This window comes from Streptomyces sp. NPDC029216 (assembly GCF_040648015.1).
In the GTDB taxonomy this organism is placed as follows: Bacteria; Actinomycetota; Actinomycetes; order Streptomycetales; family Streptomycetaceae; genus Streptomyces.
Map to the genome: position 1 here is coordinate 26,989 of NZ_JBEZWL010000011.1, position 20,064 is coordinate 47,052.

Sequence of the window (20,064 nt, forward strand, 5' to 3'; positions counted from 1 at the left end):
CAACAGCTCCGGGACCGGCGCAGTGGGTCCCGGAGCTGGCTGGGGGCGACGGGTCAGACCCGGCGCAGTACGGCGACGACCTTGCCCAGGATGGTCGCCTCGTCACCGGGGATCGGCTGGTAGGCGGCGTTGTGCGGGAGCAGCCACACATGGCCGTCCTCCCGCTTGAAGCGCTTGACCGTGGCCTCGCCGTCCAGCATGGCGGCGACGATGTCGCCGTTCTCCGCGACCGGCTGGCGGCGGACGGTGACCCAGTCGCCGTCGCAGATGGCGGCCTCGATCATCGAGTCGCCGACGACCTTGAGTACGAAGAGCTCACCGTCACCGACGAGCTGGCGGGGGAGCGGGAACACGTCCTCGACCGACTCCTCGGCGAGGATCGGGCCGCCGGCCGCGATCCGGCCGACCAGGGGAACGTAGGAGGCGGCGGGCTTGCCGGTGGTGTCGGTGGGCTGCGAGCTGGGCTGGTCGGAGCCGCGCACCTCGTAGGCGCGGGGGCGGTGCGGGTCGCGGCGCAGGAATCCCTTGCGCTCCAGGGCCATCAGCTGGTGCGCGACGGAGGAGGTGCTGGAGAGGCCGACGGCCTGGCCGATCTCGCGCATCGACGGCGGGTAACCGCGGCGCTGCACGGAGTCCCGGATGACCTCGATGACCCTCCGCTGCCGGTCCGTGAGGCCGGAGCTGTCGGCGCGGATGCCTGGAGGTCGCCCTGGCAGCGAGCGTGCGGGGCGTACGGCGGCCTCCGCCTCCGGGTTCTGACTTGCGTCATTCATGGCATGCACCGGCTCGAGTCGGCTCTGGGAGCGGTTCTGGGCAGTGATGGTGGCACTGTCTGCGGTGGTGGTCACGTCGGCCCCTCTCGAAATGTTCTCCCTAGCTGGACAACGGTAGTTGCTTTCGAAAGGTTGCGCCAAACACACGTTCGAGTGAAAAATCGCGGATCGCCCACCCGGGTTAGAACAGTGGGTGTATGGACGCCGGTACGGGTGGCCGGCCCGAACGGCGGTCCGGAGGTGTGTGGCCGGCCCGTCGTCCGAACGCGGATTCGGAACCGCGTCTGCTGCTTACGGTACCCTTCCCGGTTGGGCTGCCACCGCTCGGGTCCGTGCCCAGTGTGGCACCGGAAACCGTGAAAACCGGCCATCGGGCGCCGCGACACGCGTAGGGGTGCAAATCCTGCCCAACGCAAGATCTAGTGGTTGGATGAGCGTCACAACCCACAAGTTGTGGTCCACGGTCTGCTCGAACCGCCGGGATCGCATATGCTTGTGGCTGCTTCACGAGCCCCCGGCAGAGACTTGTCTCTCTGTGGCTGAGGGGCTCCGTGGGGTGATTCAGTCGTGCCAAGAGGAGGGTGAGGGAACCATGCACTGCCCCTTCTGCAGGCACCCCGACAGCCGCGTCGTCGACAGCCGCACCACCGACGACGGAACGTCGATCCGCCGGCGCCGTCAGTGCCCCGACTGCTCCCGTCGCTTCACGACGGTGGAGACGGCCTCGCTGATGGTGATCAAGCGCAGTGGGGTCACCGAACCCTTCAGTCGCACCAAGGTCATCTCTGGCGTCCGCAAGGCGTGCCAGGGGCGGCCGGTCACCGAGGACGCCCTCGCCAAGCTCGGCCAGCGGGTCGAGGAGGCGGTGCGCGCCACCGGGAGCGCCGAGCTGACCACCCACGACGTGGGTCTGGCCATACTCGGCCCGTTGCAGGAGCTCGACCTGGTCGCGTACCTGCGGTTCGCGTCCGTTTACAAAGCTTTCGACACCCTTGAAGACTTCGAGACCGCCATCGCGGAACTGCGCGAGCCGCGGCCTCATCCCCATGAGTGCGAGCCCGGAGGGACCCCCTCGGTCGTCCCCGTGCCCGCCTCCGCCGCCGACTGACCGGACAGGGCCGCAGCGCAGTGCGGTCCCTCCGGCCGGCAGGGCGAGATTCGTAGATACAAGACACAGCACTGTGCCGCGGAATAGCGCTGGCACTTTAGGGCGTTTTTGCCCGCATATGGGAGGCAGGCGGCATGACAGAGACGGCGAGCAGCTCGGCACGTGGTTCCCGCACCAAGGGGACCAAGGCCGCCAAGGGCGGCCTGCGGATCGAGCGCATCCACACCACCCCCGGCGTGCACCCGTACGACGAGGTGAACTGGGAGCTCCGTGACGTCGTCATGACGAACTGGCGCGACGGCTCGGTCAACTTCGAGCAGCGCGGCGTCGAGTTCCCCGACTTCTGGTCGGTGAACGCGGTCAACATCGTCACCAGCAAGTACTTCCGCGGCGCCGTCGGCACGCCGCAGCGCGAGACCGGTCTGAAGCAGCTCATCGACCGGATCGTGAAGACCTACACGAAGGCCGGCGAGGACTACGACTACTTCGCGTCCCCCGCCGACGCGGAGATCTTCGAGCACGAGCTGACCTACGCCCTCCTGCACCAGATCTTCAGCTTCAACTCCCCGGTGTGGTTCAACGTCGGCACGCCCCAGCCGCAGCAGGTCTCCGCCTGCTTCATCCTGGCCGTCGACGACTCCATGGAGTCGATCCTCGACTGGTACAAGGAAGAGGGCATGATCTTCAAGGGCGGCTCCGGCGCCGGCCTGAACCTCTCCCGCATCCGCTCCTCCAAGGAGCTCCTCTCCTCCGGCGGCAACGCCTCCGGCCCGGTCTCCTTCATGCGCGGCGCCGACGCGTCCGCCGGAACGATCAAGTCGGGCGGCGCCACCCGCCGCGCGGCCAAGATGGTCGTCCTGGACGTGGACCACCCGGACGTCGAGGACTTCATCGCCACCAAGGTGAAGGAGGAGGAGAAGATCCGCGCCCTGCGCGACGCGGGCTTCGACATGGACCTGGGCGGCGACGACATCACGTCCGTCCAGTACCAGAACGCCAACAACTCCGTCCGCGTGAACGACGAGTTCATGACGGCCGTCGAGAACGGCACCGAGTTCGGCCTGCGGGCCCGTATGACCGGCGAGGTCATCGAGAAGGTCGACGCCAAGGCGCTCTTCCGCAAGCTCGCCGAGGCCGCGTGGGCCTGCGCCGACCCGGGCATCCAGTACGACGGTGTGATCAACAACTGGCACACCTGCCCCGAGTCCGGCCGCATCACCGCGTCCAACCCCTGCAGCGAGTACATGCACCTGGACAACACGTCCTGCAACCTCGCCTCGCTGAACCTGATGAAGTTCCTGAACGACGACGGCAAGGGCAACCAGTCCTTCGACGCCGAGCGCTTCGCCAAGGTCGTCGAGCTCGTCATCACCGCGATGGACATCTCCATCTGCTTCGCGGACTTCCCGACGCAGAAGATCGGCGAGAACACCCGCGCCTTCCGCCAGCTGGGCATCGGTTACGCCAACCTCGGCGCCCTGCTCATGGCCACCGGCCACGCGTACGACTCGGACGGCGGCCGCACCCTCGCCGCCTCGATCACCTCGCTCATGACCGGCACCGCCTACAAGCGCTCCGCCGAGCTGGCCGCCATCGTCGGCCCGTACGACGGCTACGCCCGCAACGCCGACTCGCACAAGCGCGTCATGAAGCAGCACGCCGACGCCAACGCCGCCGCGCCGCGCACCGAGGACCTGGACAACGCGATCTGGGCCGCGGCCACCGAGGCCTGGCAGGACGTCCTGCGCCTCGGCGAGAAGAACGGCTTCCGCAACTCCCAGGCCTCCGTCCTCGCGCCGACCGGCACCATCGGTCTCGCGATGTCCTGCGACACCACCGGTGTCGAGCCGGACCTGGCCCTGGTCAAGTTCAAGAAGCTCGTCGGCGGCGGCTCGATGCAGATCGTCAACGGCACCGTCCCGCAGGCCCTGCGCCGCATGGGCTACCAGGAGGAGCAGATCGAGGCGATCGTCTCCCACATCGCCGAGCACGGCAACGTGGTCGACGCCCCGGGCCTCAAGGCCGAGCACTACGAGGTCTTCGACTGCGCCATGGGCGAGCGCTCCATCTCCCCGATGGGCCACGTCCGCATGATGGCCGCGATCCAGCCCTGGATCTCCGGCGCGATCTCGAAGACGGTCAACATGCCGGAGACGGCGACCGTCGAGGAGATCGAGGAGATCTACTTCGAGGCGTGGAAGCTGGGCGTCAAGGCGCTCGCGATCTACCGCGACAACTGCAAGGTCGGCCAGCCCCTCTCCGCCAAGAAGAAGGAGCAGGAGAAGGCCGAGATCACCGAGAAGGCCGAGGAGACCATCCGCACGGCGGTCGAGAAGGTCATCGAGTACCGCCCGGTCCGCAAGCGCCTCCCCAAGGGCCGCCCGGGCATCACCACCTCCTTCACGGTCGGTGGCGCCGAGGGCTACATGACGGCCAACTCCTACCCGGACGACGGTCTTGGCGAGGTCTTCCTGAAGATGTCCAAGCAGGGCTCGACCCTCGCGGGCATGATGGACGCCTTCTCGATCGCCGTCTCGGTCGGTCTGCAGTACGGCGTCCCGCTGGAGACGTACGTCGCGAAGTTCACCAACATGCGCTTCGAGCCGGCCGGTATGACGGACGACCCCGACGTACGGATGGCGCAGTCGATCGTCGACTACATCTTCCGTCGCGTGGCGCTCGACTTCCTGCCCTTCGAGACCCGCTCGGCCCTGGGCATCCACTCCGCCGAGGAGCGCCAGCGCCACCTCGACACCGGCTCCTACGAGCCGCTCGAGGAGGAGGAGCTCGACACCGAGTCCCTGGCCCAGTCGGCGCCCGTCGCCTCCGTGGCCAAGCCGGTGACGATCGTCCCGGTCCCGGCCCCGAAGACGGCGCACAGCAACGCCGAGCTGGTCGAGATGCAGATGGGCGTCTCCGCCGACGCCCCGCTCTGCTTCTCCTGCGGTACGAAGATGCAGCGCGCCGGCTCCTGCTACATCTGCGAGGGCTGCGGCTCCACCAGCGGCTGCAGCTGACGGCTGACGCCTAGCACCACGTGAAGAGGGTGCCGACCCCCGGGTCGGCGCCCTCTTCGGCGTATCCGGCACGGCGGGGGTTGGTGTGCGGGGCGGTCGTGGCGATCATTGAGCGGAGCCCGGGCACGCGCGGGCCGCGGAACGTCACGGTGGGGGAGCGGAGAGCCATGTGGAACGGTGACGAGCTGGACCTGGAGGCGTACCTGGCGCGGATCGGGCTGGGCGGCGACGGGCGGGAACTGCGCCCGGACCTCCGGACGTTGTACGCGGTGCACCGGGCCCACACCGCCGCCATCCCCTTCGAAAGCCTGGACGTCCTGCTCGGCCGCCCCGTCGCGCTGGAGGTCAAGGCCCTGGAGGACAAGCTCGTGCACGGCCGCCGCGGCGGCTACTGCTACGAGCAGAACTCGCTGCTGGCCGCCGCCCTGGAGCGGATCGGCTTCGAGGTCTCCGGGCGCGGCGCCCGCAACCGCACCCGGGGCGACAGCCTGCTCGCGGTCACCCACGCGGTCCTCGTCGTCACCGTCGACGGCGAACCGTGGCTCTGCGACGCCGGATTCGGCTACCAGGGTCCGCGCGAGCCCGTCCCGCTCGCCAGGCCGGGGGCCGGGGTGCGCCAGGGGCCGTGGACGTTCGCCGTCCGCGAGGAGGAGGACGGCGTCCTCGCCCTCCGCATCCGCCGCGGGGACGCCTGGCGGGACCTGTACGCCTTCTCCCCACAGCGCTACCACCCCGTCGACTACGTCGTACTCAACCACTACAGCTCGACCCACCCGCGCTCCTCCTTCATCGGACGGACCCTCGTACAGCTCCCGGGGGACGAGGTACGCAAGACCCTCGTGGGAGGGGAGCTCATGCGCCTGTACCCCGACGGGCGCACCGAGCGGGAGCCCGTCGCCCCGGACGGGCTCATCGGCCTGCTCGACCGGGAGTTCGGCCTTCGGCTGTCCGAGCGGGATGCGGCCGAACTGGTACGGATCCACCGCTCCGGGGACTGACCGCGGCCGGGCCCGGCCCGTACGATGGCGCGGTGCTGGTCAAGTGGATTCGCTGCACGGTGACGGACCGACGCGGGTTCGAGCGCGGGCAGCGCAAGTGGGCGGGGCTGCCCGGCGAACCGGGATTCCGGGGGCAGGGCGGCGGCTGGAGCAGAGGCCGGCAGGGGGTCGCGCATGTCTTCGCGTTCTGGGAGAGCCGTTCCTTCTACGACTCCTTCATGGCCCGGTCGCACGACAGACTGGCGGCCTCGCAGACCGGCACCTACACCGACGCGCGGGTCACGCTCTTCGACTACCGCTTCGACGTGAAGACCGGCTTCGAGCCGCGCTTCAGCGACGCCGACGTGGTGCGGGTCGCGCACACGCGCGTCCGGGAGGGCCGGGCCGAGCACTTCGCGCTGATGCAGGAGAAGGTCTGGAACCCCGCCATGGCGGGATCGCCCGGAATGATCCGGGGACTCTTCGGCGAGGCGCCGGGCCGGGAGTTCCTGGTGCTGTCCATGTGGCGTGCCGCCGCCGAACACGGCAAGTACCGGCAGGAAAGGGTCGAGAGGCTCTCGCTGCGCGCCCAGACCGAGGCCGACGTCGAGGCGCTCACCGGGGACGTCGTCGACCTCGAACCCGGCTGGACGGTATGACCGTATGACGAACCGCTGCCCGTGACCGGCGTGCCCGTGACAAGGACGCCCAGGCCGCCGCATAGGCTCGGGGCATGGTTCGACCACGGCGCATCGTCCTCGTCCGGCACGGGGAATCGGAGGGAAACGTCGATGACACGGTGTACGAACGGGAGCCCGACCACGCCCTGCGCCTGACCCGGGCCGGCCGCGAACAGGCGGCCGAGGCCGGGGTCCGGCTGCGCGAGCTCTTCGGCGACGAGCACATCAGCGCGTACGTCTCCCCGTACCGCCGTACCCTCCAGACCTTCCGCGAGCTGCGCCTGGACCCCGCGCGGGTGCGGATGCGCGAGGAGCCCCGGCTGCGCGAGCAGGACTGGGGCAACTGGCAGGACCGCGACGACGTCAAGCTCCAGAAGGCCTACCGGGACGCGTACGGGCACTTCTTCTACCGCTTCGCGCAGGGCGAGTCGGGCGCCGACGTCTACGACCGGGTCGGCGCCTTCCTGGAGAGCCTCTACCGCAGCTTCGAGGCACCCGACCATCCCGAGAACGTCCTGCTCGTGACGCACGGGCTGACGATGCGGCTGTTCTGCATGCGCTGGTTCCACTGGTCGGTGGCCGAGTTCGAGGCCCTCTCCAACCCCGGGAACGGCGAATTCCGGGTGCTGATGCTCGGTGCGGACGGCCGGTACCGGCTGGACCGCCCGTTTGAGCGGTGGACCACACCCGAGCCTTATGACCTGGACGGCTAAAGTGGCGCGCGATGACCGCTGATTCCGCTTCCGAACGGCGCTACGCGCGCGCCCTGTCCAGCCTCCGCGGGCTGGCCCTGGGGGACGCCCTGGGCTCCCAGTACTTCGTCCCCGTGAACTATCCGCTGCTCAAGCGGCGCGAGCTGCCGGCCGGCAGCGAGCCGTGGCAGTGGACCGACGACACCGAGATGGCCTGCTCGGTGGTGGCCGTGCTCGCCGCGCACGGGCGCATCGACCAGGACGCGCTGGCGTCCTCGTTCGCCGAGCACCACGACTTCGACCGCGGCTACGGCCCCGCCGTGAACCGGATGCTGCGCCTGGTCCGGGAGGGCGAGGACTGGCGGACCCTGGCCGCCGAGCTCTTCAACGGGCAGGGCTCCTGGGGCAACGGCGCCGCCATGCGGATCGCACCGCTGGGCGCCTGGTACGCGGAGGACCCTGAGCAGGCCACCCACCAGGCGGAGATCTCCGCCTACACCACCCACCAGCACCGCGAGGCGGTGTGCGGGGCGATGGCCGTCGCCGCCGCGGCCGCGCTGGCCGCTGCCCCCGCCGGGCCGCCGACCGCCGAAGAACTGCTGGACGGGGTGATCGCGCTGGTGCCGCGCAGCGCCGTGGGCGCCGGAGTGCGCCGGGCGCGGGACATGCTGGACTACGGGGACGCGAACACCGTCGCGGCCGTGCTGGGCTGCGGGCGGCGCACGAGCGCCCACGACACGGTGCCGTTCGCGCTGTGGTCGGCGGCGCGGGCGCTGGAGGACTACGAGCGGGCGTTCTGGACCACCGCCCAGGTGGGCGGGGACGTGGACACCACCTGCGCGATCGTCGGCGGGATCCTGGGCGGGCGCGGGGACGCCGTGCTGCCGCAGGACTGGCTGGGCCGGACCGAGGCCCTCCCGGCCTGGCTGCCGGAGACCCCGGCCTAGCGGGACCGGCCCCGGAACGGCCGGTGACCCGGGTGAGGGGGTTGGTCCCGCACCCGGGTCTTCCCGTACGGAGCTACGCCCTCAGGCCGCCGGACCGGCCTTGGCGGCGGCTCCGCTGAGGGCCTCCAGGTCGCTGCGGCGCACGCGGATCACCAGCAGGGCGGTGACCAGGGCCAGCCCCGCCATGGCGACGGCGGCGATGAAGGCGGTGGAGATGCCCTGGGTGAGGACGAGGTCCCCCCAGGGGTCCGGCAGCCGTCCGGTCTGCTTGAACGCGGCCAGCTGCTCGGGGCCGGCCTGGGCCGCGAAGGCGGGGACCTGCTTCGCCGCCTCGTCGCGGCTCGCCGTCCCGAAGACGGTGACCAGGATGGACAGGCCGAGGGAACCGCCGACCTGCTGGCTGGCGTTGAGCAGTCCCGAGGCCGCGCCCGCCTCCTTGGGCGCCACCCCGGAGACGGCCGTGAGGGTGAGCGTGACGAAGTTCAGGCCCATGCCGAAGCCGAACAGCAGCATCGGCCCCAGCACCCCGGAGAGGTACGTGCTGTCGGTGCGGATCAGGGTCAGCCAGGCGAGGCCGACCCCGGTGAGCGCCGACCCGGTGACCATGAACGGCTTGGGGCCGAGGCGGGGCAGCAGGCGCTGCGAGAGACCGGCGGCGACGATGATGGCCGCGGTCACGGGCAGGAAGCCGAGTCCGGACCGGATCGGGGAGAAGCCCAGCACGTTCTGCACGAACTGGACGATGAAGAAGAACATGCCGAACATGGCGGCGGCCAGCCCCAGCATGATCAGGTAGGTTCCGGCGCGGTTGCGGTCGGCGAACATCCGCAGCGGGATGATCGGTTCGGCCGCCCGCGACTCGATCAGCACGAAGAGGCCGAGCAGGACGACGGCGGCGGCGAAGGAACCGAGGGTCAGGGAGTCGCGCCAGCCGTCCTCGGAGGCGCGGATGAACCCGTAGACGAGCGTGGCCATGCCGCCGGTGGAGGTGAGCGCCCCGGCCGCGTCGAAGCGGCCCGGGTGCCGTTCGGACTCGCTGATGTAAAGCGGGGCGAGGACCGTGATGAGCACGCCGATGGGCACGTTGACGAAGAGGACCCAGCGCCAGTCGAGCCACTCGGTGAGCATGCCGCCGGCCAGCAGACCGATGGCGCCGCCGCCCGCGGACACGGCGGCGAAGACGCCGAAGGCGCGGTTGCGGGCGGGGCCTTCGGCGAAAGTCGTGGTGATCAGGGCGAGCGCGGTCGGCGAGGCGATGGCCCCGCCGACCCCCTGGAGGGCGCGGGCGGCCAGCAGCTGCCAGGGCTCCTGGGCGAAGCCGCCGAGCAGGGAGGCCAGCGTGAACAGCAGGATTCCGGCCATGAACACCCGGCGCCGGCCCAGGATGTCGCCGGCCCGGCCGCCGAGCAGCAGCAGGCCGCCGAAGGCCAGGGTGTAGGCGCTGATCACCCAGGAGAGGTCGGTGGTGGAGAAGGAGAGCGCGGTCTGGATGTGCGGGAGTGCGATGTTCACGATCGTCGCGTCGAGGACGACCATGAGCTGGCAGGCGGCGATGACGGCGAGTGCGACGCCCGGGCGTCCGGGCCGGCGGGCGGCCCCGGGTATCCGGGGCGGGGCGAGTTGAGCGCTTGTCACTGTGGATCCCCCCGAAGTGAAATAGTGAACGCATTCGTTCACTGCGGGACCACGGTAGGAGCCCGCATGGAAGGAACGCAAGCGTTCACTATGGCTGAAAATCCGTGCGAGGCCGCGCGGCTGGTCGGAGGTACGGGGCATGACGGGTCCGGGCTGGACGGAGGGGTCTGCGCCGGCGCGCAGACGGGGGCCGGAGCTCGAACGGGCGATTCTGGACGCGGCGCTGGAGCAGCTCGTCAGCGTCGGCTGGAACGCCCTCACGATGGAGGCGGTCGCGGCCGGGGCCCGCACCGGCAAGGCGGCCCTCTACCGGCGCTGGTCCTCGAAGGCGGACCTGGTGGCCGAGGTGCTGCGGCAGGGGCTGCCCGGGCTGGGGGAGGTCCCGGACCGCGGATCGATCCGCGAGGACCTGTACCGGCTGTGCGTGCGGATGTGCGACGTCATGCGCTCACGGGCCGGGGTGGCGCTGCGCGCAGTGCTTCACGAATGCGATCCCGTTCATGCCGACCTGTTCCGTGAGGTCATCTGGAAGGGGCTGCACGAGCCGGCGCACGAGGTGATCCGGGAGCTGGTACTCCGGGGTATCGAGCGGGGGGACGTCCGTCCGGACGCCACGAGTCCGCTGATCATCGACGTGATCCCGGCGATGCTGATGTACCGCGCCAAGGTGTGCGGCAGCGAATGGCCGGACCGGGAGATCGCGGAGATGATCGACGGGCTGATGGTCCCGATGCTCCGTCCCTGAACCCCTTCCGGACCGGCCCCGGGGTGGCTCCGCGCGGCTCCGGGAAGGCCCGCGGACCGGCCGGCCGGCGCGCGGCGCACGCGCTTGCCGCAGGCCGGGGTGTGCAGGCGGCCCGGGGCGGCGTAACCTTGCTGGCGCCATGCCGTACGAAGCACCCACCCACACCGTCGAGCGCTCCCTCCGTGCAACCACCGGCGCCAAAATCATCGCCGGGGTCGACGAGGTCGGACGAGGGGCCTGGGCCGGTCCCGTCACCGTGTGCGCGGCGATCACGGGGCTGCGCCGCCCGCCCGACGGGCTCACCGACTCGAAACTGCTCACCCCCAGACGACGCGACGAACTGTTCGACCTCCTGCAGACCTGGGTCACCGCGCACGCCCTCGGACACGCCTCCCCGGAGGAGATCGACGAGCTGGGGATGACGGCCGCGCTACGGCTCGCGGCCGTACGCGCGCTGGAGGCCCTGCCGGTGCGGCCCGAAGCGGTGATCCTCGACGGCAAGCACGACTACCTCGGCGCACCCTGGCGGGTCCGTACGGTGATCAAGGGCGACCAGTCCTGCATCGCCGTCGCCGCCGCCTCGGTGATCGCCAAGGTCCAGCGCGACCGGATGATGGCCACGCTGGGCGAACCGGGCGACGGGACCGAGGAGTTCGCCTTCGCCGCCAACGCCGGATATCCCTCGCCCGTGCACCGCGCCGCGCTGGAGTTGCGCGGGCCCACCGTGTACCACCGGCTCTCGTGGTCGTACCTCGACGCGCTGCCCCAGTGGCGGCACTTGAAGAAGGTGCGCCGCAGCGAGGAAGCGATGGAGCTGGAAAACGGAGGCCAACTCGGCTTCGATTTCTGATCGCACCCACGTGCCACCCACCGGTACGTTTCGTACCGGTGTTTGATAGACATCAACTCATGCCTCTCACCCCCGCCATCGAGGAGCCTCAGATTCACGAGAGTGCCCAGGGTCCCCGCGTCACGCCGGCCGCGAGCCGCACCGCGCAGACCCCCCGCCCCGTACCCGGTCCGCGTCCCGCCGCCGTCCCCCGGCCCGGGCGCCCCGGTCCCTCCCCCGCAGCGGCAAGCCGCGCGGGAGGTACCCCCAGGCCCACCCCGACCGCGCCGCGCGCGGCACAGGCCACCCCCGCACCCGTACCCGCAGCCCCCGCCGCGCCGTCCGTCTCGGCGGCGGTGCCGCAGGTCCAGCTGATCCCGGCGTCCGCCGAGGGTGCGCTGGACGCGGCCGAGGAGGCCGTGGACCTGCTGCTCGACACCGGGCGCGCGCCCGGCGACATCCTGGTGCTCACCACCGGCGACCCGCACCCGTGGGCCGCCCACGAACTGTCCTTCGGCGAGGCCTCCTACTGGGCCCAGCACGACGCCAAGGACGACGTCTTCTACGCGGACGCCGCGCACGTGCAGCGCGCCGCCGGACGTCCCGTCGTGGTCTTCGCGGCCAACGGCGGACCGGCCGGGACGACCGCGGCCGCACTCCCGGTCGCGCTCGCGCGGGCGGGGGCGCTGCTCGTCGTCTGCGGTGACGTTCAGCAGATCAACTCCGTGCTGGGTGCGGGCGTCTGACGTCCCGTATCCCGCTGGGGCGAGGGGCGGGGCGGGCCGGATGCCTGCCCCGCTGAGGTCCGAGGCCCGACCAGCCGTACCCCGTGTCGCGGGAGTACGGCCGTGAGGGCCTGGGCCGCGTTCCTCCGGGCTGCGTTCCTCGGGCCGCGCAGACGGCCCAGGCGGACGGCCTAGCGGGCGGCCGTCCGGCGCAGGGCCTCGACCGTGCCGCCGACGGTGCTCAGCGGCAGAGGTGCCACCTCGGTCATGGCACCGAGGCGCTCGGGCCGTGACTCCGAGCTGGGATGACGTCCGCCCCGGCCTTCGCCGAGCACCTGCCAGCCCCCGCGGGTCAGCGTGATGTACGCGCCGCAGCGCAGCCCGTGCAGGGTGCAGGCGTCCCGCAGGCCCCACATCCAGGCCCCGTCCTCCTCGGTCCACCGCTCGTCGCCGTCACGGCAGTACATCAGCACCGCCGTCCGGACCGGGGTCCGGCGCCGCAAGTCGTGCGGGATGACCCGGCGCAGCCGGGACAGCAGGGCGTTGCGGTACTCCCAGCCGTCCGCCGAGGCCGAGCGCTGCACGAACGAGGCGCTGGCGACGAGCCGTTCCTCGGGGCCGAGCACGGCTATGACGGCGGTGGACGGCACCGGGCTGTGCCGGGAGTGCAGGTCGCCGACCACCTCACGCGGGTTGCGCAGCAGGGGAACCCCCGCGGCGGTCCATTCGGAGGGTTCGAGCAGTCGGCCGTGCCGGCTGACGCCACCGGTGGCCGTTGTCAGGGACGCGGTCGCGGGCGGGGCGAATCCGAAGGTCACGGTCCTCCCTTCGGGTACACGCCCGCGAACGGGCACGGCTGAGGTGTGGGCGCGCCGCAGCGCGGCCCAGGAGAGTGCCGACGAGCCGAGCGGGAGCACTCCGATTCTCGCGTGGCCCGCGACGGTGGGGCAATGAGCATTTGAGGACGCGGACCGGAATTCGCCGGTATGCCGTTCATATCCTTGCCCCGCCACGCCGGAGATGACGCATTCCGCTACGGCTGAAGCGCGAGCACCAGCGGAAACACCCCCCTCACGCCCGCTCGCCGCAGCAGCCGGGCGGCTACTGCGAGGGTCCAGCCGGATTCTGAGCGGTCGTCGACGAGGAAGACCGGACCGGGGACCTCGGACAGGCTGGCCGCAAGGGCTGGCGGCACGGTCAAGGCCTGGTGGAGCGCCCGGACCCGCTGGGCACTGTTCGAGGACGGCAGCCCGAACTCCGGTGCCCGGTCCGTGTACTCCAGCGCTCCGAGCAGCGGAATCCGACCGACCTCCGCGATCCGCGCGGCCAGCGAGCCGACCAGCAGGGGACGGCTGCGCGAGGGCAGCGCGACCACGCCCACGGGCCGCGGCGGGGCGTCCTCGGCGCCGGAGGCCCAGCCGCCCGGCCCCCGGGCCCAGTCGGCCAGGACGGCCACCACGGCCTGTGCCACATCGTCCGGAACCGGCTGGTCGGGCGCCTGGGGGGCGAGCATCGGGCGCAGCCGGTTGCCCCAGCCGATGTCGGACAGCCGGCCCAGGGCCCGGCCGGGCGCCGCCTGTTCGCCCGCCGGGATCCGGCCCTTGAGATCGACGCCCACCGCGGCGAGCCCGGTCGGCCACATCTTGCGCGGTTCCAATTCCACCCCGGGACGGCCCAGTTCCCCCCGGGCGGTGTCCAGCGACGCCGAGGAGACCGCCGCGGTGAAGCGGGCGCCCGCGCAGTTGTCGCAGCGGCCGCAGGGCGCGGCCTCCTCGTCGTCGAGCTGGCGGCGCAGGAACTCCATCCGGCAGCCGGTGGACGCCGCGTAGTCGCGCATCGCCTGCTGCTCGGCGGCCCGCTGCCGGGCGACCCACGCGTACCGCTCGGCGTCGTACACCCAGGGCTCTCCGGTGGCGGTCCAGCCGCCCTTGACGCGGTGGACCGCGCCGTCCACGTCGAGGACCTTGAGCATCGTCTCCAGCCGGGTGCGACGCAGGTCCACCAGCGGCTCCAGGGCAGGGAGCGACAGGGGTCGGCCGGCCTGCGCCAGGACGTCCAGGGTGCGGCGCACCTGCTCCTCGGGCGGGAAGGCCACCGAGGCGAAGTACTGCCAGATCGCCTCGTCCTCGCGGCCGGGGAGCAGCAGCACCTCGGCGTGCTCCACGCCGCGGCCGGCGCGGCCGACCTGCTGGTAGTAGGCGATGGGGGACGAGGGCGAGCCCAGGTGTACGACGAAGCCCAGGTCGGGCTTGTCGAAGCCCATGCCGAGGGCGGAGGTGGCCACGAGGGCCTTGACCCGGTTCGCCTGGAGGTCGTTCTCCGCCTGTTCGCGGTCGGCGTTCTCGGTCTTGCCCGTGTACGAGGAGACGGTGTGCCCGCGGTGGCGCAGGTAGGCGGTGACCTCCTCGGCGGCGGCCACCGTCAGCGTGTAGATGATCCCGGAGCCGGGCAGATCGCCGAGGTGGTCGGCGAGCCAGGCCAGGCGGTGCGCGGCGTCGGGCAGGGTCAGTACGGCCAGGCTCAGGCTCTCGCGGTCGAGGGGGCCGCGCAGCACCAGGGCGTCCGTGCCGGCGCCGGTGCCGAGCTGTTCGGCGACGTCGGCCGTGACCCGGGCGTTGGCGGTGGCGGTCGTCGCCAGGACCGGGACGCCCGGGGGGAGGTCGGCGAGCATCGTGCGCAGCCGGCGGTAGTCGGGGCGGAAGTCGTGCCCCCAGTCGGAGATGCAGTGGGCCTCGTCGACCACGAGCAGACCGGTGGCGGCCGACAGCTTGGGCAGTACCTGGTCGCGGAACTCCGGGTTGTTGAGGCGCTCGGGGCTCACCAGCAGGACGTCGACCTCGCCCGCGGCGACCTCGGCCTGGATGCCCTCCCACTCCTCGGGGTTGGCGGAGTTGATGGTGCGGGCGTGGATCCCGGCGCGGGCGGCGGCCTCGACCTGATTGCGCATCAGCGCGAGCAGCGGGGAGACGATCACGGTCGGTCCGGCCCCGCTCGCCCGCAGCAGGGACGTGGCGACGAAGTAGACCGCGGACTTGCCCCAGCCGGTGCGCTGGACGACCAGGGCCCGCCGCTTGTGCGCGACGAGGGCCTCGATCGCCCGCCACTGGTCCTCGCGCAGCCGTGCGGTGCCCGTGGGGTCGCCCACGAGGCGGGCGAGTACGGAATCGGCGGAGGACCTCAGGTCTGCGTTCATGCCCCCATGCAACCCGATCCCTCTGACATCGCGCCAATGGAGATCGCGGGCTGTGGATGTTGAAGGCTGGACGGGTTATCCACAGGGGTTTCCGGATCGGATCACGCACGGGACCTTCGAGGCATGACGACGAACCACGAATCGCGCAGCCCGTCCGGCCGGCCGTCCATCAGCCCCGCCGGAGCCCCCACCGAACCCCAGATCACCCTGCGCAGCCCGGCCGAACTCGCCGACGCGCTGCCCTACATGCTCGGCTTCCACCCGAACGACTCCCTCGTCATGGTCGCCGTGCACGGCGAGGGCGGCCGCTTCGGCGGCCGGCTCCGCGTCGGGATCCCCACCGCCCCCGCCGAATGGGAGGACACCGCCCGCCAGGTCGCCGAATGCCTGATCAAGGGCAGCGAACGGCGCGGGAACAAGCCCGACGGCGTGGTGGTCTACCTCTGCCAGGACCCGGCCGGAGGGGAGAGCGGACAGCGGGTCATGACCCGGCTGCGGCCGCTCGCCCAGCGGCTGCGGCTGGCTTGCGGCGCGCTGGACGTGCCGGTCCTGGAGGCCCTGTGCCTCTCCGGCGGCCGCTACTGGTCCTACACCTGCCCCGAGACCGGCTGCTGCCCGGCCGAGGGCATCCCGCTGGCCCCGCCCGGCACCTCGGTGATGGCCGCGGCCGCCACCTTCGCCGGGCTCCAGGTCCGCGGCTCCCTGAAGGAGATCGAGAAGCGGTTGACACCGATGGGCGGCGCCTGGGCCGCCGAGCAGGAGGAGGCCCTGGAACGGGCCGCCGCGTCCCTCGTGCCGAGGATCCTCGACGGGGAGACCCGCGAGGAGGTCGGCGCGCAGACCATCAGCCTCGCCCGCACCCTCATGCGGCGCCTGACCCTGGCACCGCCCGCCGAGGGCGGGCCCCGCGCGGACGACTGGGACGACGCGCTCCTCGGCCACGACGAGGCCGCGGCCGTGATCCTCGGCCTCCAGGACCGGGAGATCCGCGACATCGCCGCCGAGTGGATGGAGGGCGACGAGGCCGCCCCGGCCCTGCGGCTGTGGCGGGCCCTGGCCCGGCGCTGCGTCGGGGCCTACGGGGAGCACGCGGCGGCCCCGCTCACCCTGGCCGGCTGGGTGTCGTGGTCCAGCGGGGACGAGCCGACCGCCCGGATCGCCCTCGGGCTGGCCCTGCAGGCGGACGCCGAATACCGGTTCGCGCAGCTCCTGCACCACGCCTGCAACGAGGGCATCGACCCGGAGGGGCTGCGGCAGTGCCTGCGCGAGGAGCGTAGGCGCCGCGAACCCCGCCGCAAGCGCACCGCCGCCACCACCCGGCCGCCCGGCCGCCGGACCGGGCAGCGCCGCCGCACCTCCCGCCGCACCGAGGGGAGCGGACAGTGAGCGCCCGTCAGGCCCCGGCCCCCGGCCGCTCCGCGCGGCGGCTGTGGAGCGCGACGGGAGCGTCCCCGCGCCGCCCGCGCCCCACACGCTGCGGACCACCGCCACCGGGGCCCGTGACCCGGGCGGGGGCGGGGGCGTTCAGCCGGTGGGCGGTGGGGGTCCGGTCGCGCCGCCGCCCAGCCGAACCGGCCGGAGCGCAGACAAGGCGACACATGGCTCCCCCCGCACCCGAAACCGGCCAGCCCGGAACCACACCCGCTGACGCCCCCCGCCCGCCGGGGCCACCACCGGGGGCCGCCCCCACCCCCGGCTCCACGTCCGTACCGGGCGCCCGCCCGCCCGGGTATCCGGCGGGTCCCTCCCCGGAGGGGCCGGCGAGAGACCGGCACGGGCCCGGGGGCGCCCCTGCGCCTGGGGGTGCCGGGCGGCCGCCGCAGGGTGCGGGCGAACGACCGGGCGGATCCGGGAACCCGCCGCCCGGGGCGGGAGGCGGGCAGCGGGTCGAGCTGCCTCCGGTGCACGGTGCCGTCATCTGCGTCGCCGCCCCCTGCCTGGTCATCTCGCCCGAGCACGGCCAGCTGACCGGGCGGGGCATCGAGGGGATCTACCGGTCCGGGCGCCGGCTGCTGTCCCGCTGCGTGCTGCGCGTCGCCGGGCGGGAGCCGGTCGCCGTCCAAGCGCGCAGCCTCGGGGCGGACCGGGCCGCCTTCACCGCCACCGTCCGTACCGGGGTCGAACCCGGCCCCGACCCCGACATCGGCGTCGAACGGGTCCGGCACGCCGACGGCACCGAGCGCATCACCGTCCGCAGCTTCGCCGCCCGGCCCCTTCGCCTCCCCGTGGAGGTCTCGCTCGGCACCGACCTGGCCGACCTGGCCGCGGTGGCCGCCGGTCGCGCCGGGCCCGAGCTCGCCGCCGGGGTGCACGCGGCGGGGCTGCGCTGGAGCACGGAGGAGGCTCTGGCCGTCACCACCGCCGAGCCCGCCCCCGACGATGCCCTCGCCACCGCCGGACTCCTACGCTGGCAGCTCGAACTGGGGCCGGGGGAGTCACGCAGCATCGAGCTGCGGACCGCCCGGGACCGCACCGCCCGGGCCCCCGCGGGACAGGTCGCCAACCCACTGGCCGGGGCCCGCGCCGAGGGGGACGACCCGAGGGCCGAGGCATGGCTGCGGACCAGCGTCGACGACCTGCGCGCACTGCTCCTGCGGGACCCCGCGGAGCCGGGCGACGCCTTCGCGGCGGCGGGGGTGCCCTGGCGGCTCGGGCTGGCCCCGGCCGAGTCGCTGTGGGCCGCGCGGATGGCACTGCCGCTCGGCACCGGGCTCGCCGCCGCCACGCTGCGGACGCTGGCCCGGAGTCAGACCGCGGGACGGGGCCCCGGCTCCGGCAAGATCCCGGGACCGTTGCGCGCGTCCGGACCGCAGCTGCCGCCGGGATGCACCGGAACCGAGGCCACCCTCGGCTTCCCGGCGGTGCTCGCCGAGGCCCGCCGGTGGGGGCTGCCCGAGGAGGAGGTGGCCCGGCTGCTCCCCGCCGCCGAGCGCTGCCTGGAGTGGCTGCGCGGGGCGCTCGGCAAGGACGGTTTCCTGGCCGACCCCGACCCGGGGCCGCGGCGCTGTGAGACCCAGGCCCACGCCCACCGGGCCGCGCTGCTCGGAGCCGACCTGCTCGACGGGTGCGGGCGGGCCGGAGCGGGGGAGTGGCGGGAGTGGGCGGCCGCCCTGCGGGAGAGGTTCCTGGACCGATTCTGGATCGACGGCCCGGACGGCGGCCGCCCCGCCGCCGCCCTGCATCCGGACGGCCGGCCGCTGGCCCGGCTGACGGGGGCGGCCGCGCACCTGCTGGACACCGGCCTGCTGGGCGGCGGCCGGCTCGCGCCCGGTCTGCTGGACCGGGTCCGCACCGAACATCTCGCCCGGCTGCTCGGGGCACCGGCGATGGATTCCGGATGGGGGCTTAGGAGCATGGCGTCACGGGAGCCGGGACACAACCCCTTCGGCCACCGCTCGGGCGCGGTCCGGGCCCACGAGAGCGCCGTCGCGGTGGCCGGACTGGCCCAGGCCGGCTACGAGAAGGAGGCCGCCGGGCTGCTGCGGGGCCTGCTGGACGCGGCGGAGGTCTTCGGATACCGGCTGCCGGAGATGTACGCCGCCGAGCAGCGCACCGCCGGCAGTGCCCCGCTCCCGCACCCGGCGGCCTGCCGGCCCGCCGCGGTGGCCGCCGCCGCGGGGATCCACGCCCTCACCGCCCTCGCGGGCATCCGCCCGGACGCCCCGGCCGGGACGGTCGCCGTGGCCCCCCGGGCGGGCGCGCCCCTCGGCGCCCTGCGCCTCGCGGGGCTGCGGGTGGCGGGGGAGCCGTTCACCGTCAGGATCAGCCGCCTCGGCGTGGGCATGGTGGAGGAGGCAGCCGATGGGCTCCAACTGGGAGGGTGAGGTACGTCCCCGGCGGCGGGGCCGCCTGATCGCCACGGTGCGGACTGGGTTCCAGATCACCGTCCTCGGGATCACGAAAGCGCTGTTTATCGTCAGGCAGACGACTATGATCGCGGCATGTCGCCCTACGACCCGTCGGCCTTCCCGCCCTTTGCCGTCACCGTCGACCTGGTCGTGCTCACCGTGCGGCGCGACGCGCTCTGCGCGCTGGTCGTACGACGGGGAGAGCAGCCGTTCCAGGGACGCTGGGCGCTGCCCGGCGGCTTCGTGCGCGGGGACGAGGACCTCGCGGCGGCCGCGGCCAGGGAACTCGCCGAGGAGACCGGGCTGTGCGCGCACGACCCGGCCGCACCCGGCGTGGACAACGGGGCGCACCTCGAACAGCTCGCCACCTACGGCGACCCCCGGCGCGACCCCCGGATGCGGGTGGTCAGCGTGGCGCACTTGGTCCTCGCGCCCGACCTCCCCGCGCCCCGCGCGGGCGGCGACGCGAACAGCGCCCGCTGGGCCCCCGTCGACGAGCTCCTGGAGGGCCCCGACCAGACCGCCGCGGGGCTCGCCTTCGACCACGCGCGGATCCTCGCCGACGGCGTGGAGCGGGCCCGCTCGAAGATCGAGTACTCCTCGCTGGCCACGGCCTTCTGCCCGCCCGAGTTCACCGTCGGCGAGCTGCGCCGGGTGTACGAGGCCGTGTGGGGCGTGGCGCTCGACCCGCGCAACTTCCACCGCAAGGTCACCGGCACCCCCGGCTTCCTGGTGCCCGCCGGGGGGACGACCACCCGTCAGGGCGGCCGGCCCGCCCAGCTGTTCAGGGCCGGCGGGGCGACCCTCCTCAACCCGCCGATGCTGCGCCCGGAGGTCTGACCCGCCGACGGCACGGGCCCGGCCCGTGCCGGGCCGGCCCACGTCGGCCCCGTAC

Annotated in this window: 16 protein-coding genes; 12 read left to right on the forward strand and 4 right to left on the reverse strand. The window is 73.0% G+C overall.

Annotated features, from left to right (window positions below; genetic code table 11):
• Nucleotides 1-53 precede the first annotated feature (53 nt).
• Complete coding sequence (gene lexA, locus AB0F18_RS06920; RefSeq protein WP_042810077.1) at nucleotides 54-848, reverse strand: transcriptional repressor LexA; 795 nt, start codon at nucleotides 846-848, stop codon at nucleotides 54-56.
• A 517-nt stretch (nucleotides 849-1,365) separates the two neighbouring features.
• On the opposite strand from lexA, the gene nrdR reads away from it, so the two are divergent.
• From nrdR to AB0F18_RS06950, 6 genes are all read left to right on the forward strand, one after another.
• The gene (nrdR, locus tag AB0F18_RS06925; RefSeq protein ID WP_042810078.1) at nucleotides 1,366-1,881 is read left to right on the forward strand and encodes a transcriptional regulator NrdR; all 516 of its coding nucleotides are present in this window, start codon (nucleotides 1,366-1,368) and stop codon (nucleotides 1,879-1,881) included.
• Between the two features lie 134 nt (nucleotides 1,882-2,015).
• Entirely contained in the window at nucleotides 2,016-4,898 is a 2,883-nt protein-coding gene (locus AB0F18_RS06930) for a vitamin B12-dependent ribonucleotide reductase (RefSeq protein ID WP_362055765.1), read from the forward strand.
• 167 nt (nucleotides 4,899-5,065) lie between these two features.
• On the forward strand, nucleotides 5,066-5,896 hold the full coding sequence (locus AB0F18_RS06935) for an arylamine N-acetyltransferase (RefSeq protein ID WP_362055767.1): 831 nt from the start codon (nucleotides 5,066-5,068) through the stop codon (nucleotides 5,894-5,896).
• 32 nt (nucleotides 5,897-5,928) lie between these two features.
• A complete protein-coding gene (locus AB0F18_RS06940) occupies nucleotides 5,929-6,534 on the forward strand; it encodes a YdbC family protein (RefSeq protein ID WP_362055769.1) in 606 nt (201 codons plus the stop codon).
• 74 nt (nucleotides 6,535-6,608) lie between these two features.
• On the forward strand, nucleotides 6,609-7,268 hold the full coding sequence (locus AB0F18_RS06945) for a histidine phosphatase family protein (RefSeq protein WP_362055771.1): 660 nt from the start codon (nucleotides 6,609-6,611) through the stop codon (nucleotides 7,266-7,268).
• Between the two features lie 11 nt (nucleotides 7,269-7,279).
• Nucleotides 7,280-8,194, forward strand: coding sequence for an ADP-ribosylglycohydrolase family protein (locus AB0F18_RS06950; RefSeq protein ID WP_362055772.1), 915 nt, complete (start codon nucleotides 7,280-7,282; stop codon nucleotides 8,192-8,194).
• 81 nt (nucleotides 8,195-8,275) lie between these two features.
• Here AB0F18_RS06950 and AB0F18_RS06955 read toward each other — a convergent pair whose 3' ends face one another.
• Nucleotides 8,276-9,829, reverse strand: a complete 1,554-nt coding sequence (locus tag AB0F18_RS06955; RefSeq protein ID WP_362055774.1) for an MFS transporter — start codon at nucleotides 9,827-9,829, stop codon at nucleotides 8,276-8,278.
• Between the two features lie 139 nt (nucleotides 9,830-9,968).
• Here AB0F18_RS06955 and AB0F18_RS06960 point away from each other — a divergent pair, with 139 nt between their 5' ends.
• From AB0F18_RS06960 to AB0F18_RS06970, 3 genes are all read left to right on the forward strand, one after another.
• Nucleotides 9,969-10,574, forward strand: coding sequence for a TetR/AcrR family transcriptional regulator (locus tag AB0F18_RS06960; RefSeq protein ID WP_362055776.1), 606 nt, complete (start codon nucleotides 9,969-9,971; stop codon nucleotides 10,572-10,574).
• A 139-nt stretch (nucleotides 10,575-10,713) separates the two neighbouring features.
• Nucleotides 10,714-11,424 carry a ribonuclease HII gene (locus AB0F18_RS06965; RefSeq protein WP_362055778.1) on the forward strand — a complete coding sequence of 237 codons (711 nt, stop codon included), beginning with the start codon at nucleotides 10,714-10,716 and terminating at the stop codon, nucleotides 11,422-11,424.
• A gap of 59 nt (nucleotides 11,425-11,483) precedes the next feature.
• Nucleotides 11,484-12,149 (forward strand): hypothetical protein, encoded by a 666-nt coding sequence (locus AB0F18_RS06970; protein WP_362055780.1) that lies wholly within the window; start codon nucleotides 11,484-11,486, stop codon nucleotides 12,147-12,149.
• A gap of 170 nt (nucleotides 12,150-12,319) precedes the next feature.
• Here the strand turns inward: AB0F18_RS06970 and AB0F18_RS06975 are convergent, their stop codons facing one another.
• Together AB0F18_RS06975 and AB0F18_RS06980 are read right to left on the reverse strand one after the other, a co-directional pair.
• Entirely contained in the window at nucleotides 12,320-12,946 is a 627-nt protein-coding gene (locus AB0F18_RS06975) for a hypothetical protein (protein WP_362055782.1), read from the reverse strand.
• Between the two features lie 215 nt (nucleotides 12,947-13,161).
• On the reverse strand, nucleotides 13,162-15,321 hold the full coding sequence (locus AB0F18_RS06980) for a RecQ family ATP-dependent DNA helicase (protein WP_362055783.1): 2,160 nt from the start codon (nucleotides 15,319-15,321) through the stop codon (nucleotides 13,162-13,164).
• A 123-nt stretch (nucleotides 15,322-15,444) separates the two neighbouring features.
• Here AB0F18_RS06980 and AB0F18_RS06985 point away from each other — a divergent pair, with 123 nt between their 5' ends.
• The 3 genes from AB0F18_RS06985 to AB0F18_RS06995 all read left to right on the forward strand — a co-directional run bounded on the left by AB0F18_RS06985 (nucleotide 15,445) and on the right by AB0F18_RS06995 (nucleotide 20,009).
• On the forward strand, nucleotides 15,445-16,707 hold the full coding sequence (locus tag AB0F18_RS06985; RefSeq protein WP_362055785.1) for a DUF4192 domain-containing protein: 1,263 nt from the start codon (nucleotides 15,445-15,447) through the stop codon (nucleotides 16,705-16,707).
• A 212-nt stretch (nucleotides 16,708-16,919) separates the two neighbouring features.
• Nucleotides 16,920-19,145, forward strand: a complete 2,226-nt coding sequence (locus tag AB0F18_RS06990; protein ID WP_362055787.1) for a glycogen debranching N-terminal domain-containing protein — start codon at nucleotides 16,920-16,922, stop codon at nucleotides 19,143-19,145.
• A 117-nt stretch (nucleotides 19,146-19,262) separates the two neighbouring features.
• Nucleotides 19,263-20,009: an NUDIX domain-containing protein gene (locus AB0F18_RS06995; RefSeq protein ID WP_362055789.1), complete on the forward strand. Its 747-nt coding sequence runs from the start codon at nucleotides 19,263-19,265 to the stop codon at nucleotides 20,007-20,009.
• Nucleotides 20,010-20,064 lie beyond the last annotated feature (55 nt).

Bases quoted from the DNA above. Each gene is read 5' to 3' on its own strand.
- AB0F18_RS06985 (WP_362055785.1), top strand. From the start codon at position 15,445: ATGACGACGAACCACGAATCGCGCAGCCCGTCCGGCCGGCCGTCCATC.
- AB0F18_RS06960 (WP_362055776.1), top strand. From the start codon at position 9,969: ATGACGGGTCCGGGCTGGACGGAGGGGTCTGCGCCGGCGCGCAGACGG.
- AB0F18_RS06930 (WP_362055765.1), top strand. From the start codon at position 2,016: ATGACAGAGACGGCGAGCAGCTCGGCACGTGGTTCCCGCACCAAGGGG.
- AB0F18_RS06980 (WP_362055783.1), bottom strand. From the start codon at position 15,321: ATGAACGCAGACCTGAGGTCCTCCGCCGATTCCGTACTCGCCCGCCTC.
- AB0F18_RS06990 (WP_362055787.1), top strand. From the start codon at position 16,920: ATGGCTCCCCCCGCACCCGAAACCGGCCAGCCCGGAACCACACCCGCT.
- AB0F18_RS06945 (WP_362055771.1), top strand. From the start codon at position 6,609: ATGGTTCGACCACGGCGCATCGTCCTCGTCCGGCACGGGGAATCGGAG.
- nrdR (WP_042810078.1), top strand. From the start codon at position 1,366: ATGCACTGCCCCTTCTGCAGGCACCCCGACAGCCGCGTCGTCGACAGC.
- AB0F18_RS06950 (WP_362055772.1), top strand. From the start codon at position 7,280: ATGACCGCTGATTCCGCTTCCGAACGGCGCTACGCGCGCGCCCTGTCC.
- AB0F18_RS06935 (WP_362055767.1), top strand. From the start codon at position 5,066: ATGTGGAACGGTGACGAGCTGGACCTGGAGGCGTACCTGGCGCGGATC.
- AB0F18_RS06965 (WP_362055778.1), top strand. From the start codon at position 10,714: ATGCCGTACGAAGCACCCACCCACACCGTCGAGCGCTCCCTCCGTGCA.
- AB0F18_RS06995 (WP_362055789.1), top strand. From the start codon at position 19,263: ATGTCGCCCTACGACCCGTCGGCCTTCCCGCCCTTTGCCGTCACCGTC.
- AB0F18_RS06970 (WP_362055780.1), top strand. From the start codon at position 11,484: ATGCCTCTCACCCCCGCCATCGAGGAGCCTCAGATTCACGAGAGTGCC.